Below are 13,909 nucleotides of genomic sequence, written 5' to 3'. Positions count from 1 at the left end.
TAAAAATTGACCGCACTTTAGTTGCCTAAACCAGATTTAGTACTTTTGTTTTCGATAAATTCAATTTTATAACCATCCGGATCTTCAACAAAAGCAATGACGGTTGAGCCACCTTTAACTGGCCCTGCTTCGCGAGTAACGTTACCGCCGCTTGCACGAACGGCTTCACAAGTTGCATAAATATCATCCACGCCGATAGCGATATGTCCATATGCTGTGCCATGTTCATATTTATCTACGCCCCAGTTGTATGTTAATTCAATTTCTGCCGCACTTTCACCATCTTCGTAACCTAAAAAAGCCAGCGTATATTTGTATTCTGGGTTTTCACTGGTGCGTAATAAGCGCATACCTAAAACATCTTGATAGAATTTGATTGAACGATCTAAATCGCCCACGCGTAACATAGTGTGTAAAATTCGCATCGGTTTAATCCTTTTGTGATAAAAAGTGCGGGCATTATGCCACAAAAAAGTTGAATTAAATAAATTTGTTATGAATTATTTAACTGCAATCATTGAGCCAAAATTAAAGCATTGGAACCAAAGTTCTACTTGTGAAAATCCTACGTTGTTTAACCGCACTTTGTGTGTCTCGATAGAATCTGTACGCATTACATTTTCAAGTGCGGTGCGTTTCTGACTCACTTCAAGTTCGCTATAACCATTGGCTCGTTTGAATTGGTGGTGTAAGTCAATGAGTAAATGATCAATTTTAGTATCTTCAAAACGGAATTTTTCTGATAACACGAGCACGCCATTTGGATTTAAACCTTCATAGATTTTAGTAAGCAATGCAATGCGATCTTCAGGCGGTAAAAATTGCAAGGTGAAGTTCAGAATGACCATTGAGGCATTTTTAATTTCAACATGACGAATATCGTCACAGAGAATTTCTACAGGTACTTCACTATGATACGCCGCAATATGTTGGCGACAACGTTCAACCATAGGTTGAGAATTATCGATACCAATAATTTTTACGTTTGGTTGATGAATATTTCGACGAGCGGAAAGTGTGGCAGCCCCTCTTGAGCAACCAAGATCATAAACGTTACTATCAGCGGTGACGAAACGTTCTGCCAGCATTCCGATTGCAGTAATAATGTTGGAATAGCCAGGTACGGAGCGTTGAATCATATCTGGAAAGACTTCGGCAACGTTTTCATCAAAGGTAAAATCACCGAGTTTTTCAATGGGAGCGGAAAAAATAGTATCTTTCATGGTTTACATTGTGTGCGGGATGTGTGTTTTTCAACTTTCCACACCCTACAGATTAGAAAATATTTAAAAAGTGCGGTCATTTTAAGGAAAGTTTTCAAGGGGTCAAATAAATTTCCGTTTAAGATTTAAAAGACGCACCTTTTTCCGTATAATTCTGCAGTATTTTTCCATTTTTATAGAAAGTTAAGGAATTGAATATGATGCGTACACATTATTGCGGAGCATTAAACCGTAACAATATCGGACAAGATGTAACATTAAGCGGTTGGGTCCACCGCCGTCGTGATTTAGGTGGCTTGATTTTTATTGATATGCGCGATCGTGATGGCATTGTGCAAGTTTGTTTTGATCCGAAATATCAAGATGCATTGACAGCAGCTTCAGGCTTACGTAATGAATTTTGTATTCAAATTAAAGGTGAAGTGATCGCGCGTCCTGACAATCAAGTTAATAAAAATATGGCGACGGGTGAAGTGGAAGTGTTAGCGAAAGAATTACGCATCTACAACTCTTCTGACGTTTTACCATTAGACTTCAACCAAAATAACACCGAAGAACAACGTTTAAAATACCGTTATTTAGATTTACGTCGTCCAGAAATGGCACAACGTTTGAAAACCCGTGCAAAAATCACCAGTTTTGTACGTCGTTTTATGGATGACAATGGTTTCCTTGATATTGAAACCCCAATGCTTACCAAAGCAACGCCAGAAGGTGCGCGTGACTATTTAGTGCCAAGTCGTGTACATAAAGGCAAATTCTATGCGTTGCCGCAATCACCACAGCTTTTCAAACAGCTTCTAATGATGTCTGGTTTTGATCGTTATTATCAAATTGTGAAATGTTTCCGTGATGAAGACTTACGTGCAGATCGTCAGCCCGAATTTACCCAAATCGATGTGGAAACCTCTTTCTTAACTGCGCCAGAAGTACGTGAGATCATGGAACGCATGGTACACGGTTTATGGCAAAACATCATTGGTGTGGATTTAGGTAAATTCCCACAGATGACCTGGCAAGAAGCAATGACTCGTTTTGGTTCAGATAAACCAGATTTGCGTAACCCGCTTGAACTAGTCGATGTGGCAGATATCGTTAAAGATGTTGAATTTAAAGTATTTAATGAGCCTGCAAACAATCCAAACGGCCGTGTGGCAGTGATTCGTGTACCAAATGGTACTGAAATCACTCGTAAACAAATTGATGAATATACACAATTTGTTGGTATTTACGGTGCAAAAGGTTTGGCTTGGGCGAAAGTAAATGACATTAATGCTGGCCTTGAAGGCGTACAAAGCCCGATTGCGAAATTCTTAAATGAAGATGTGTGGAAAGCCTTAGCTGCACGCGTAAAAGCTCAAACTGGCGATATCTTATTCTTCGGTGCAGATAAATGGCAAACCACCACTGATGCAATGGGCGCATTACGTTTGAAATTAGGTCGTGATCTTGGCTTAACTCGTTTAGATGAATGGCAACCGCTTTGGGTAATTGATTTCCCTATGTTTGAACGTGATGATGAAGGTAATCTTGCTGCAATGCATCACCCATTCACTTCACCAAAAGATTTTACGCCAGAACAATTAGAAGCTAATCCAACCGATGTGGTAGCAAATGCTTACGATATGGTTATTAATGGCTATGAAGTGGGTGGTGGTTCCGTCCGTATTTTCGATCCAAAAATGCAACAAACGGTATTCCGCATTCTTGGTATCAATGAACAAGAACAACGCGAGAAATTCGGTTTCTTATTGGATGCATTAAAATTCGGTACACCGCCACATGCAGGTTTAGCATTTGGTTTAGACCGTTTAACCATGCTTTTAACAGGCACGGAAAACATTCGTGATGTAATTGCTTTCCCGAAAACTACGGCAGCAGCTTGTTTAATGACCGAAGCACCGAGTTTTGCAAATCCACAGGCGTTGGAAGAGTTGGCAATTTCTGTCGTTAAAGCAGAATAAGTTTGGAATATTAGGAATGAAGTGCGGTCAGATTTGGCCGCATTTTTGTGGAGAAAATGGAATGAAAAGACCAGCTGTTGTTACAGTAGTTAGTTATTATTTTTTGATCAATCTTTTTATGATCTTAACGAATATTTTATTGAATTATTTTTTAGGTTTTACGAATCTAGAATTAGAATCTTTAATTATGATGAACATAGGTGTTATAGTCTCGGCTATTCCAGCTTTATTAATGCTTAACGGTAAGAACAGTGGGCGGATTCTTTATATTTTTTTTGAAATATTTGCCATAGGTTATTCTGTTTATAATGCAAATGGATATCCACCAGCATTAATTGGAAGGGTTGCACCAATAATTTTATTCATTGTTTCTATTATTTTGTTATACCAACCTGCAGTAAATGAATATTTTAGTACTTCAAAAAGTGGTGAAGTTCAAAAATAATCAATCTGTTCTCGTTGTAATTTACACTAAAGATACAAACCGAGTTTTAATGCTCCAACGCCAGGATGATCCTGATTTTTGGCAGTCTGTTACGGGTACCATTGAACGTGGTGAAACACCAAAAAACACAGCAATTCGTGAGCTTTGGGAAGAAGTGCGGTTAGATATTTCGGAAAATTCCACCGCACTTTTTGATTGCAATGAGAGCATAGAATTTGAAATTTTTCCACATTTCCGATATAAATACGCACCGAATGTAACGCATTGCCGTGAACATTGGTTTTTATTGGCAATGGAGCAAGAATTCGAACCAGTATTAAGTGAGCATTTGGCATACCAATGGGTTTCCCCTGAAAAAGCAATCCAAATGACAAAATCTTCCAATAATGCGGAAGCAATTAGAAAATATATTCTTAAAGATAAATAGAAGGAAAACAACATGGCAGGCCATAGTAAGTGGGCTAATATTAAACACCGCAAAGCAGCACAAGATGCACAACGCGGTAAAATTTTTACTAAATTAATTCGTGAACTTGTTACTGCAGCTAAAATTGGTGGTGGTGATGTGAGTGCTAACCCGCGTTTACGTGCAGCAGTAGATAAAGCGCTTAGCAACAATATGACGCGTGATACTATCAATCGCGCTATTGATCGTGGTGTAGGCGGTGGCGATGATACCAATATGGAAACCAAAATCTATGAAGGTTATGGCCCAGGCGGTACAGCGGTTATGGTTGAATGTTTAAGTGATAATGCAAACCGCACCATTTCACAGGTTCGCCCAAGTTTTACCAAATGTGGCGGTAATTTAGGAACAGAAGGCTCTGTGGGTTACTTATTCAGCAAAAAAGGTTTAATCTTAATCGCAGAAGCAGATGAAGATGCGTTAACTGAAGCGGCTATAGAAGCGGGGGCTGACGATATTCAACCACAAGATGATGGTTCATTTGAAATCTATACTGCTTGGGAAGATTTAGGTTCAGTGCGTGATGGCATTGAAGCAGCTGGCTTTAAAGTACAAGAAGCTGAAGTAACGATGATTCCATCAACAACCGTTGATCTTGATATTGAAACTGCACCAAAATTACTTCGTTTAATTGATATGTTGGAAGATTGTGATGACGTACAAAATGTATATCACAATGGTGAAATCAGTGACGAAGTGGCATCTCAACTTTAATAATGCAATAAATGGGTAATTTAATTACCCATTTTTTATAGAAATTATGAGCATTATTTTAGGTATTGACCCCGGCTCTCGCGTAACTGGTTATGGTGTGATTCGTCAAACAGGAAGACATTTAGAATATCTTGGTAGTGGCGCAATTCGTACTCAAGTTGAAGATTTACCAACCCGTTTGAAACGCATTTATGCTGGCGTAACTGAAATCATCACTCAATTTCAACCTGATATGTTTGCGATTGAGCAAGTGTTTATGGCGAAGAATGCGGATTCGGCTTTGAAACTCGGGCAGGCTCGCGGTACGGCGATTGTTGCAGCTGTAAATCATGATTTACCAGTTTTTGAATATGCCGCACGTTTAGTCAAACAAACGGTTGTGGGCATTGGTTCGGCAGATAAAGTGCAAGTGCAAGAAATGGTGACTCGTATTTTGAAGTTATCAGATAAACCTCAAGCCGATGCCGCGGATGCGTTGGCTATCGCGATTACACATGCGCATTCTATTCAACATTCTTTACATATTGCCAATTCTGTGAAAATAACAGAAACGCAAGAAAAAATGACCGCACTTTTAAAGACCAGATATAGCCGAGGACGCTTTAGATTAAAAATTTAACTGGATGTTCGTCCAGTTTTATTTTATTCTATGCGTTAAGTTTTTTATCATTCGGAAGAATTATGATCGGTCGCTTACAAGGCATTCTTTTAGAAAAACAACCTCCAGAAATTTTACTCAATGTGCAAGGCGTAGGCTATGAATTGCTTTTGCCTATGATGAGTTTCTATGATTTACCAGAAATTGGACAAGAAACTACTTTATTCACCCATCTTGTTGTTCGGGAAGATGCTCACTTACTCTTTGGATTTGCCCAGAAAACAGACCGCACTTTATTTCGTGAATTAATTAAAACAAATGGGGTGGGGCCTAAATTAGCCTTAGCGATTTTATCCGCCATGTCGGTCGAACAATTTGCTTATGCGATAGAGAGAGAAGAGCTTTCTAAACTCACCAAAATTCCAGGAGTTGGCAAAAAAACAGCTGAACGTTTGTTAGTTGAGCTCAAAGGTAAATTTAAAGGCGTAAAACAAAGCGATTTCTTTGTAGAAAGTACTCATATTCCGTCAGTTCCATCTATTGAATCGCGTGTAGAAAATTCATCTGATGAAGCTATTTCAGCCTTGATTGCTTTAGGTTATAAACCTTCAGAAGCAGAAAAAATGGTGAAACGAGTTGCTAAGCCAGAATTAACCAGTGAACAAGTTATCCGCGAAGCGTTAAAAGCCGCACTGTAGGTTAGACATGATTGAAGCAGATAGAATTATTAGCGGGCAAGCTAAACTTGATGAAGATGTTATTGACCGCGCTATTCGTCCGAAATTATTAGCAGATTATGTTGGGCAGCCGCAAGTGCGCGAGCAAATGGATATTTTCATCAAGGCAGCCAAACTACGTCAAGATGCCTTGGATCATTTATTGATTTTTGGCCCTCCAGGTTTGGGAAAAACAACACTTGCTAATATTGTGGCAAATGAAATGGGCGTGAATATTCGTACGACATCAGGACCTGTATTGGAAAAAGCGGGAGATTTAGCCGCAATGCTAACCAATCTTGAACCGCATGATGTGTTATTTATTGATGAAATTCATCGACTTTCCCCTGCTATTGAAGAAGTTCTTTATCCAGCAATGGAAGACTATCAATTGGATATTATGATTGGTGAGGGGCCAGCCGCTCGTTCTATTAAATTAGATTTGCCACCTTTTACTTTGGTTGGCGCAACGACTAGAGCTGGCTCGTTGACTTCGCCATTGCGTGATCGTTTTGGTATTGTGCAACGTTTGGAATTTTATTCTGTAGAAGATTTAACATCTATCGTTGCAAGAAGTGCGGGGTGTTTAAATCTTGAATTAGAACAACAAGCCGCTTTCGAGGTGGCTCGTCGTTCACGAGGTACGCCTCGAATTGCAAACCGTTTATTACGACGCGTGCGTGATTATGCAGATGTGCGTAATGGGGGAGTAATTTCGGTAGATGTGGCAAAACAAGCGCTCTCTATGCTGGATGTAGATGATGCCGGTTTTGATTATTTAGATAGAAAATTATTGTCTGCAGTTATTGAACGTTTTGACGGCGGGCCAGTAGGACTGGATAATCTTGCTGCTGCAATCGGTGAAGAACGCGATACCATTGAAGATGTGTTAGAGCCTTATTTGATTCAACAGGGGTTTCTACAAAGAACGCCGCGTGGCCGTATCGCAACATCGCAAACTTATCGCCATTTCGGTCTGCAGAAATTATCAGACTAGATAAATTTAACCACTAAAAAAGCCTTATTGTACTCAATAAGGCTTTTTTAATTACTCACTATAACTTTTCAAGTTACTTAATTTTGCTAAACCCACTTCACAACTTTTTAACTGAGTCGCTAATTCCATTTGAAGAATTTGTTGTTTACTTTGGTTTAACTTATTTTTAATTTTTCCTACCTGTGTATGTGTGCCAGGTTGTTTTTCTGCTTGCGCAATCAAATTCTCTGTTTCTTTAAATAGTTGTTCACATTGTTGTGGCAGAATATTTGATGCTAAAGTAGAGGTTGATACAGTAGAGAAAAGTGCGGTTAAAATAAGGAATGTTTTTTTCATTTTAAGTCCTTGTTTCTCTTTATTATGAAATCTAAAAATTAAACTAGGCAGGAAAATAGCAAAATATACTTAGTATGTCTAGCTTTTGAAGTCATTTATTGTTGTAAATTGTGATAAGGATCACGTGTAACGTATATTTTTGTACAAAAAATAGCAAAATTGATTTATATCAATTAAATTATCTTTAATAAATAATAGGTATTTTATGTCTTATGTCAAAAATGTGATCTAGATATCGTTTTTACTGTTTTTTATCCTTGTATTTAGTAGTAGAATACCCGCCAATTTGGCTTATCTCTATAATAATTGGTGTTTTTTAACTATTTGAGAATGATTATGTAGATAAACCAATTTAAGCTTAGCTGATTGGAGTTGAGTGATTAGGGATTATTTAAGGCTTTGCCTTTTTAATCATCATTGGAACTAATGTTGTTTATACAGAGGAGTTGAGAATGTTGGACGTTGTTGACCTTTCTCGCTTGCAGTTTGCTTTAACTGCGTTGTATCACTTCATTTTCGTGCCGCTGACATTAGGTTTGTCATTCGTCCTTGTGATTATGGAAACCATTTATGTAGCGACAGGCAAAGAAGTTTATAAAGATATGACAAGATTCTGGGGTAAGTTATTTGGTATTAACTTCGCCCTTGGGGTGACCACAGGTATCATTATGGAATTCCAATTCGGTACTAACTGGTCTTATTATTCTCATTATGTAGGTGATATTTTTGGTGCGCCATTAGCGATTGAAGCGTTACTAGCCTTTTTCTTAGAATCAACTTTTGTGGGGTTATTCTTCTTTGGCTGGGATCGTTTAACTAAAGGTAAACACTTACTTGCTACATATTGTGTAGCTTTCGGTTCGAACTTATCTGCAATGTGGATTTTAGTTGCTAATGGTTGGATGCAGTCTCCAGCTGGCTCAGAATTTAATTTTGAGACAGTACGTATGGAAATGACCAGCTTCTTAGATCTTTGGTTAAATCCAGTTGCGCAAAGTAAATTCTTACACACATTAACAGCAGGTTATACAACCGGTGCAATGTTTGTATTAGGTATCAGCGCATTCTATTTATTAAAAGGTCGCGATATTGGTTTTGCTAAACGTTCATTCTCTGTCGCGGCAACATTTGGTTTTATTGCTGCATCAGCTGTATTAATTATGGGTGATGAATCAGGTTATGACATCGGTAAAGCACAACCTGTGAAATTGGCTGCAATGGAAGCTGAGTTTGATACTCATGCAGCTCCAGCACCATTCCATCCAGTCGCAATCCCTAATTCGACAGAAATGAAAAATGATTTTGCGATTGAAATTCCTTATCTTGGTGGTTTAATTGCTACTCGCTCTGTAGATAAAGAAATTACTGGCTTGAAAGATCTTCAATTATTAAATGAAAATCGTGTACGTAACGGTATTCATGCTTATGAATTGTTTACTCAATTAAAGGCTGAGAAAAAAGCAAATGGCCAAGTAAATGAAGAAACAAAAGCACAATTTAATGAAGTTAAAAAAGATCTTGGTTTCGGTTTATTGTTAAAACGCTACACAAATAATATTGTTGATGCGACTGAGGAACAAATTAAACAAGCTGCGCGTGATACTATTCCAAATGTAGGTCCTAACTTCTGGGCTTTCCGTGGTATGTTAGCGGCTGGTGGTTTAATTATCTTATTAGCTTTCGGTGCATTTGTTCAGAATTTACGTAACAAAGTGACTTCTTCTCGCTTATTACTTAAAGCATTGCTTTGGAGTATTCCATTGCCATTCTTAGCGATTGAATTTGGTTGGTTCTTAGCTGAATTTGGTCGTCAACCATGGGCAATTTATGAAGTTTTACCTGTTGGGGTATCGGCGTCTCAGTTAAGTACTGGCGATTTATGGTTCTCTATTGGTTTAATTTGTGCGCTTTATCTTGCGTTCATTATTGTTGAGATGTATTTGATGTTTAAATATGCGCGTTTGGGTCCTAGTGCGTTAAAAACCGGCAAATACTACTTTGAACAATCATCTAAATAAGCAGGAGATGAATTATGATTGATTATGAATTTCTACGTTTTATTTGGTGGGTGTTAGTCGTTGTATTATTGATCGGTTTCTCTGTAACTGATGGATTTGATATGGGCGTGACTGCACTTTTACCTGTAACAGGTAAAAAAGAAGTGGAACGCCGTATTATGATCAACTCTATTGCCCCACATTGGGATGGTAACCAAGTTTGGTTGTTAACTGCAGGCGGCGCAGTATTTGCGGCATGGCCAATTGTATATGCAGTTTCATTCTCAGGTTTCTACATCGCTTTAGTATTGGTTTTAGCTGCGTTATTCTTACGCCCATTGGGTTTTGAATATCGTGCAAAAATTGATAACCCGACTTGGCGTTCTGTTTGGGATTGGGGACTATTCGCAGGTGGTTTTGTTCCATCATTAGTATTTGGTGTGGCTTTTGGTAATTTATTACAAGGTGTTCCATTCCATTTCAACGAATTGACTCAAGTCACTTATACTGGTTCATTCTTTGAATTATTAAATCCATTTGCATTATTGTGTGGTGTTATTAGCTTATCAATGCTTGTAACTCACGGTGCGAACTGGTTACAAATGAAAACAACCGAAGAATTGTGTGATCGCGCTCGCTCAGTGAGCCAAATCGGTGCGATTGTCACTTTAATTGCGTTTGTATTAGCTGGAGCATGGTTATACTTTAAAGAGGGTTATGTAGTAACGAGTGTTGTGGATCACTACGCGCCATCTTCTCCAATGAATAAAGAAGTTGCTGTTGAAACTAGTGCGTGGTTTAGAAATTTCAATGAAATGCCAATTCTTTGGATTTTCCCTGCATTAGCAGTAGTCGCTGCATTATTAAATGCGGCATTTTCTAAAGCTAATCGTTGTGGTTTCGCATTCTTTTTCTCTGCATTAACAATGGCCGGTGTAATTATTACTGCTGCAGTATCTATGTTCCCATTTGTGATGCCTTCAAGCTCACACCCTGAACAGAGTTTGTTAATGTGGGATGCAACTTCAAGTGAATTAACATTAACATTAATGTTGATTTTTGCACTTATCTTTGTGGCTATTTCTTTGGTTTATACCATTTGGTCTTATTCAAAGATGTTTGGTCGCTTAGATGCAAATTTCATTGATGAAAATAAACACTCATTATACTAAGGAGATTAATATGTTATATGTAATTTGGGTAGTGGGTGTGTTATTAGCTATATTTGCCAGTGCAAAATTAACCATTGGCAAAGAAAAAGCAGGCAAATTTGACGAGTAATATGATTCATTCACTCTATCAATTAATTAATAAGGGTTCGTTTCGAACCCTTTCATTTATTTTAGCGCTAGGACTAACAGCCGTATTTTTCTTTAATATTGATAATTTTTCAACGTTGTTACGAAATGATTCTCCTTGGTGGATTTTGATGATCTTTTGGGGATTGATTACGGTTTGGATTCATGGAATCGGATTTGAAATTAAAAGTGTAATTTGGAAACTAATTTTCTTACCTTATATCGCTTATATCATTATATTTATTAGTGCTGTAGAGCATTTTTATTTACGAGGATGATTTTTTTCTTCGGCATATTGCTTATCTAAAAAACAGGTTCTAAAATATCCGACCTATTGCGGTGGGCAAAGCTTAATAATGTCAGAAAAAACCTTCTATCTTCCCGTTCGAGTATATTATGAAGATACTGATGCTGGTGGCGTTGTGTATCATGCTCGTTATTTGCATTTTTTTGAGCGGGCTAGAACAGAATATTTGCGAGCGTTAAATTTTACGCAGCAAACTTTATTACAAGAACAACAACTTGCGTTTGTTGTCAAATCGCTCGCTATTGATTATTGCGTTGCGGCAAAATTGGATGATTTACTCACGGTAGAAACAGATGTCATAGAGATAAAAGGCGCAACAATCCTTTTTGAGCAACGACTTATGCGTGATACGGTGATGTTATCAAAGGCTACAGTCAAGGTAGCCAGTGTTCATCTTGGCAATATGAAACCCGTGGCTCTTCCTAAAGAAGTAAAAGCTGCGTTTTACAACCTAAAATAAACTTTTCGGAGTATGCAATGACTGCAGAATTGAATTTTTTAGATCTTTTTCTAAAAGCAAGTATTGTTGTTCAACTTGTAATTGTGATTTTGATTTCATTCTCAATTATTTCTTGGGCAATTATTATTCAACGTAGCCGAGTTTTAACGGCTGCTTTAAAAGAAGCGAATACTTTTGAAGACCGTTTCTGGTCTGGTGAAGATTTGAATAAGCTATATGAAGGATTATCAAATCGTCGTGATATTTTAACGGGTAGTGAGCAAATTTTCTTTGTTGGTTTCAAAGAGTTTTCTCGCTTGAAACAAGTGAATCCAGATGCGCCTGAGGCGATTATTAAAGGAACTACGCGAGCAATGAATCTTACAATGAATCGTGAAGTTGAAAGTCTTGAAAGTCGCGTCCCATTTTTGGCTACAGTAGCTTCTGTTAGCCCTTATATTGGTTTATTCGGAACCGTTTGGGGTATCATGCACGCATTTATGGCATTAAGTGGTGCTAAACAAGCAACTTTACAAATGGTTGCTCCTGGTATCGCTGAGGCTTTGATTGCTACTGCAATCGGTTTGTTTGCTGCTATTCCGGCTGTAATGGCTTATAACCGTTTAAGTTTACGCGTGAATGCTATCGAACAGAATTACGGTAACTTTATTGATGAATTTACGACGATTTTACATCGCCAAGCTTTCGGCAAAGCACCACACTAAAATATAGAAAAAATACACCGCACTATTTCGTTAAGTGCGGTGAAAAATAAGAGAGATTTGAATTATGGCTCGTCGTCAGCGTAAAGATATTAAATCTGAAATTAATATTGTCCCGTTTTTGGATGTATTGTTAGTGCTTGTGTTGATCTTTATGGCAACAGCACCAATTATTAGCCAAAGCGTACAAGTGGAATTGCCGGATTCTGTGCAAAGTCAAAATGTATCTAATGAAGATAAAGTGCCGGTGATTCTTGAAGTTTCAGGGATTGGACAATATGCGATTTCTATTGGCGGAGAACGTCAAGAAGGGTTAACGGAAGAAATGGTGACACAGTTATCTCGACAAGAATTTGATAAAGATAATAACACACTATTTTTAGTGGGTGGAGCTAAGGAAGTTCCCTATGAAGAAGTGATTAAAGCACTTAATCTGCTCCACCTTGCTGGAATTAAATCTGTTGGTTTAATGACAAACCCAATTTAACTAAGTAGGTAACCGTGCAAAATAATCGACAAAAAAAAGGCGCAAATGCATTTGTTATTTCTATAGTGATGCACCTTGTTTTGTTTGGATTGTTGATTGTCAGCTCTTTCTACCATACAGTTGAAATTATGGGTGGTGGAGAAGGTGATGGTGATGCTATGGGGGCAGTAATGGTCGATACTGGCTCAGCAGCGCAAGAATGGGGTAGAATTCAACAACAGAAAAAAGGGCTAGCGGATAAACAGAAACGTCCAGAACCCGTTGTTGAAGAAAAACCGCTACAACCTAATCAAGAAGAGATTAAGCGTCAACAGGAAGTTCAACGACAAGAAGAGTTAAAACGTCAGCAAGAACAGCAACGTCAGCAAGAAATAAAAAAACAACAAGAGCAAGCTCGTCAAGAAGCGTTGGAAAAACAGAAACAAGCTGAAGAGGCAAAAGCTAAACAAGCGGCTGAAGCTGCAAAATTAAAAGCAGATGCAGAGGCTAAACGTTTAGCTGCAGCAGCAAAACAAGCTGAAGAAGAGGCGAAAGCTAAAGCGGCAGAACTTGCAGCACAAAAAGCAAAACAAGAAGCTGAAGCCAAGGCAAAAGCAGAGGCTAAAGCGAAAGCTGAAGCCGATGCAAAAGCTAAAGCCGCTGCTGACGCTAAGGCAAAAGCTGAAGCCGATGCAAAAGCTAAAGCCGCAGCTGATGCTAAAGCAAAAGCTGATGCAGAGGCGAAAGCTAAGGCTGCTGCAGATGCTAAAGCTAAAGCGGATGCAGCAAAACGAAAAGCGGACCAAGCCAGTTTAGATGATTTCTTAAATGGCGGAGATATTGGTGGCGGTAGTGCATCTAAAGGCGGAAATGCGAATAAAGGTGGAACTCAAGGTAGCGGTGCTGCGCTTGGTTCTGGCGATGGTGGCAAAGTAGGAGATCAATACGCTGGAGTGATTAAGAAAGAGATTCAACGTCGTTTCTTAAAAGATCCAAGTTTTGCAGGAAAAGTTTGTCGTATTAAAATTCAATTAAGTCGAGATGGAACAATCTTGGGATATCAAAAAATTTCAGGCCCTGATGATATTTGTACAGCAGCATTAAGTGCGGTTGCTAGAACGAAAAAAGTTCCAGCTGCGCCATCAGATGAAATTTATGAAAAATATAAATCGCCAATTATTGACTTTGATATTCGATAATTCTTTAGAAAAATTTATTGTT

The 13,909-nt window shown here is 38.3% G+C and carries 17 protein-coding genes; 14 read left to right on the top strand and 3 right to left on the bottom strand.

Annotated features, from left to right (window positions below; genetic code table 11):
* Positions 1-17: 17 nt before the first annotated feature.
* Complete coding sequence (gloA, locus tag DV434_RS04510) at positions 18-425, bottom strand: lactoylglutathione lyase (protein WP_005628548.1); 408 nt, start codon at positions 423-425, stop codon at positions 18-20.
* A 75-nt stretch (positions 426-500) separates the two neighbouring features.
* A complete protein-coding gene (gene cmoA / locus DV434_RS04505) occupies positions 501-1,223 on the bottom strand; it encodes a carboxy-S-adenosyl-L-methionine synthase CmoA (RefSeq protein ID WP_118785132.1) in 723 nt (240 codons plus the stop codon).
* A 197-nt stretch (positions 1,224-1,420) separates the two neighbouring features.
* On the opposite strand from cmoA, the gene aspS reads away from it, so the two are divergent.
* From aspS to ruvB, 7 genes are all read left to right on the top strand, one after another.
* Positions 1,421-3,187 carry an aspartate--tRNA ligase gene (gene aspS / locus DV434_RS04500; RefSeq protein ID WP_118785131.1) on the top strand — a complete coding sequence of 589 codons (1,767 nt, stop codon included), beginning with the start codon at positions 1,421-1,423 and terminating at the stop codon, positions 3,185-3,187.
* Between the two features lie 16 nt (positions 3,188-3,203).
* Positions 3,204-3,632 carry a hypothetical protein gene (locus DV434_RS04495; RefSeq protein ID WP_118785130.1) on the top strand — a complete coding sequence of 143 codons (429 nt, stop codon included), beginning with the start codon at positions 3,204-3,206 and terminating at the stop codon, positions 3,630-3,632.
* Positions 3,589-4,059: a dihydroneopterin triphosphate diphosphatase gene (gene nudB, locus DV434_RS04490; RefSeq protein ID WP_118785129.1), complete on the top strand. Its 471-nt coding sequence runs from the start codon at positions 3,589-3,591 to the stop codon at positions 4,057-4,059. The genes DV434_RS04495 and nudB overlap by 44 nt, the downstream gene beginning before the upstream one ends.
* A 12-nt stretch (positions 4,060-4,071) precedes the next feature.
* Positions 4,072-4,812 carry a YebC/PmpR family DNA-binding transcriptional regulator gene (locus DV434_RS04485; RefSeq protein WP_005645263.1) on the top strand — a complete coding sequence of 247 codons (741 nt, stop codon included), beginning with the start codon at positions 4,072-4,074 and terminating at the stop codon, positions 4,810-4,812.
* A 46-nt stretch (positions 4,813-4,858) separates the two neighbouring features.
* Positions 4,859-5,431 carry a crossover junction endodeoxyribonuclease RuvC gene (gene ruvC, locus DV434_RS04480; RefSeq protein WP_118785128.1) on the top strand — a complete coding sequence of 191 codons (573 nt, stop codon included), beginning with the start codon at positions 4,859-4,861 and terminating at the stop codon, positions 5,429-5,431.
* A gap of 62 nt (positions 5,432-5,493) precedes the next feature.
* A complete protein-coding gene (ruvA, locus tag DV434_RS04475; RefSeq protein ID WP_118785127.1) occupies positions 5,494-6,108 on the top strand; it encodes a Holliday junction branch migration protein RuvA in 615 nt (204 codons plus the stop codon).
* Positions 6,109-6,115: 7 nt separating this feature from the next.
* Entirely contained in the window at positions 6,116-7,123 is a 1,008-nt protein-coding gene (ruvB, locus tag DV434_RS04470) for a Holliday junction branch migration DNA helicase RuvB (protein ID WP_009766712.1), read from the top strand.
* Between the two features lie 51 nt (positions 7,124-7,174).
* On the opposite strand, the gene DV434_RS04465 is transcribed toward ruvB, so the two are convergent.
* Positions 7,175-7,459 carry a DUF5339 domain-containing protein gene (locus DV434_RS04465; RefSeq protein ID WP_118785126.1) on the bottom strand — a complete coding sequence of 95 codons (285 nt, stop codon included), beginning with the start codon at positions 7,457-7,459 and terminating at the stop codon, positions 7,175-7,177.
* Between the two features lie 452 nt (positions 7,460-7,911).
* Between DV434_RS04465 and DV434_RS04460 the strand changes: the two genes are divergently transcribed.
* The 7 genes from DV434_RS04460 (at position 7,912) to tolA (ending at position 13,887) form a co-directional block, all read left to right on the top strand.
* On the top strand, positions 7,912-9,477 hold the full coding sequence (locus DV434_RS04460; RefSeq protein ID WP_114909404.1) for a cytochrome ubiquinol oxidase subunit I: 1,566 nt from the start codon (positions 7,912-7,914) through the stop codon (positions 9,475-9,477).
* 14 nt (positions 9,478-9,491) lie between these two features.
* Positions 9,492-10,628, top strand: coding sequence for a cytochrome d ubiquinol oxidase subunit II (gene cydB, locus DV434_RS04455; protein ID WP_118785125.1), 1,137 nt, complete (start codon positions 9,492-9,494; stop codon positions 10,626-10,628).
* A gap of 110 nt (positions 10,629-10,738) precedes the next feature.
* A complete protein-coding gene (gene ybgE / locus DV434_RS04450) occupies positions 10,739-11,032 on the top strand; it encodes a cyd operon protein YbgE (RefSeq protein WP_005630082.1) in 294 nt (97 codons plus the stop codon).
* A 78-nt stretch (positions 11,033-11,110) separates the two neighbouring features.
* Entirely contained in the window at positions 11,111-11,521 is a 411-nt protein-coding gene (gene ybgC / locus DV434_RS04445) for a tol-pal system-associated acyl-CoA thioesterase (RefSeq protein WP_005626975.1), read from the top strand.
* Between the two features lie 17 nt (positions 11,522-11,538).
* The gene (gene tolQ, locus DV434_RS04440) at positions 11,539-12,225 is read left to right on the top strand and encodes a protein TolQ (RefSeq protein ID WP_005626973.1); all 687 of its coding nucleotides are present in this window, start codon (positions 11,539-11,541) and stop codon (positions 12,223-12,225) included.
* A 64-nt stretch (positions 12,226-12,289) separates the two neighbouring features.
* Positions 12,290-12,709, top strand: coding sequence for a colicin uptake protein TolR (tolR, locus tag DV434_RS04435; protein WP_005634116.1), 420 nt, complete (start codon positions 12,290-12,292; stop codon positions 12,707-12,709).
* A gap of 14 nt (positions 12,710-12,723) precedes the next feature.
* Positions 12,724-13,887, top strand: a complete 1,164-nt coding sequence (gene tolA, locus DV434_RS04430; RefSeq protein ID WP_118785124.1) for a cell envelope integrity protein TolA — start codon at positions 12,724-12,726, stop codon at positions 13,885-13,887.
* Positions 13,888-13,909: the final 22 nt, after the last annotated feature.

Source organism: Haemophilus haemolyticus (assembly GCF_003493685.1).
GTDB lineage: Bacteria > Pseudomonadota > Gammaproteobacteria > Enterobacterales > Pasteurellaceae > Haemophilus > Haemophilus haemolyticus_O.
This window is presented reverse-complemented; position numbering and strand designations above follow the sequence as displayed.